Raw genomic sequence first — 2064 nt, 5'->3', positions numbered from 1 at the left:
CCCCCGGTACGTCCCCGTCCGCGCCCGGTACGCCCCCGTCCGCCGGGGCCCCGGCGACGCCGTGGACCCCTACGGCCACGGGCCCGGCGCGGGCCGCGGCCACGGACGGCGAGGCTGCGGGGGCCGCCGCGCCCACCGTGACCGGATCCACCCACGCCATCGACGGGGCTCCGGCCGCCCCGGCCGGGGCGCGCACCGGGGCCGGGGACGGCCCGGGGGCCGAGCCCGGGCCGGTCGTCGTAGGGCCGCCGCCGGCCGGGGAGGAGACCGTACGCCGGCCCGCGCGACGCCGTGGCGCGGTGCTGGCCGCGGCGGGAGTGCTGGCGGCCACCGCCCTGCTGCTGTGGCACCCGTGGTCGGCCGGGGCCGGCAACGGGGACGACACGAAGGACGGCGGGAGCGACGGCTCCGCGTCCTCCCCGTCCGCCACGGGCCCGGCCGCGTTCCCCACGGACTCGGTCCTGATCCGCCAGAACCCCGTGCTCGGCCTCCAGAACTGCCACAGCGTGATCGCCCGCCGCGATCCCGGCAGTGCCACGCCGGTCCGGCTGACCTCACCGGACGCGTGCGCGAGCCTGCCCCAGTGGTCGCCCGACCGCCGGTCGTTCGCGTACACCCGGACGACCGCGCAGGGTTCGTCGCTCTGGACGGCCGACGCCGACGGCTCCAACTCCCGGCGGGTCCTGGACATCGCGGGCGGCCGCGCCTCCTGGTCCCCGGACGGCAAGCGCCTGGCCGTGCTGCGCAACCAGGACGGCGTCCAGCAGCTCTTCGTCGTCGACCTCGCCGACGGCTCCACGACGCAGCTCACCACCGGCCGCGGTCAGGTCGAGGACCCCGCCTGGTCCCCGGACGGCAAGCGGATCGCCGTCTGCCTCCAGGTCGGCAAGGACAACTGGCAGATCCACGTGGTGGATCCGAACGCCCCGGGCACCGTCCCGCAGCAGGTGACCCGGCTGCCGCACCCGGCGCTCGACCCGGTCTGGTCACCCGACGGCCGTACGTTCGCCTACACGGCCGGGACCTACGGCCGGGGCAGCCAGGGCGACATCCGGCTGATCGGCACCGACGGCACCGGCGACCAGGAGCTGGTCTCGACCAGCGACCACGAGATGGACCCGACCTGGTCCCCCGACGGGACGTGGCTGGCCTTCGTCCGCGGCCCGTACGAGGCCCCGGTGGTCTGGGCCGTCCGCGCCGACGGCACCGAGCCGCGCGCCCTGACGCCCGAGGCGGTCAACGAGGGACACCCGAGCTGGCGTTGACATCGCGAAAGGGCACCGGACCGGTAGGGCACCATGACGGGAGCGACGAACGGGGGGTCGGGAGTGGCGCGGCGTGACGGGCCGGACGAGGCCGACGGGGTCGGTGGTGGCGGCGGTGACGGCGGTGACGGCGGTGACGGCGGTGGCGGCGGTGGCGGCCGTGCGGTGATAGGCGGACGGTACCGGCTGCGGGAGCGGCTGGGCCGCGGCGGCATGGGCGTCGTGTGGCGCGCCACCGACGAGCTGCTCGGGCGCGCCGTCGCCGTCAAGGAGCTGAACGTGGAGGCGGGGGTCGACCCGGCGGGCGCGCTGCGCGAGGCGCGGGCCGTGGCACAGATCCGGCACCCGCACGTGATCGTGGTCCACGACGTCGTCGAGGACGACGGGCGGCCGTTCATCGTGATGGAGCTGGTCGACGGCGGCTCGCTCGCCGACCGGCTGGCCTCCTCCGACGGCGCCCTGTCCCCGCCGGAGGCCGCCCGGATCGGCGTCGACCTGCTCGACGCGCTGACCGCCGCCCATGCCCGCGGGATGCTGCACCGCGACGTCAAACCGGCGAACGTCCTGCTGGAGGCGGGCACGGGCCGGGTGGTGCTGACCGATTTCGGGATCGCCAGTCTGCCCGGGGCGACGACGATCAGCGGCACCGGAGTCTTCGCCGGCACACCGGAGTACTCGGCTCCGGAACGGATGCAGGGCGCCACCGCCGGACCGGCGTCCGACCTGTGGTCGCTGGGTGCGCTGCTGTGCGCGGCGGTGACGGGCGAGTCGCCGTTCCGCCGGGACTCGCTCGGCGCCG

The 2064-nt window shown here is 76.7% G+C and carries 1 protein-coding gene and 1 pseudogene; both read left to right on the top strand.

From position 1 onward, the window contains the following. A pseudogene (locus EF918_RS35130) lies at positions 1-1265 on the top strand (hypothetical protein); the annotation flags it as partial. 165 nt (positions 1266-1430) lie between these two features. Next, the coding region (locus EF918_RS35125) for a serine/threonine-protein kinase (RefSeq protein ID WP_312847893.1) at positions 1431-2064 on the top strand (634 nt) is incomplete at its 3' end.

This window comes from Streptomyces sp. WAC06614 (assembly GCF_003949795.1).
Classification (GTDB): Bacteria; Actinomycetota; Actinomycetes; order Streptomycetales; family Streptomycetaceae; genus Streptomyces.
Note: the sequence above shows the minus strand (reverse complement) of the source record. Positions and strands in the feature narration are given on the sequence as shown.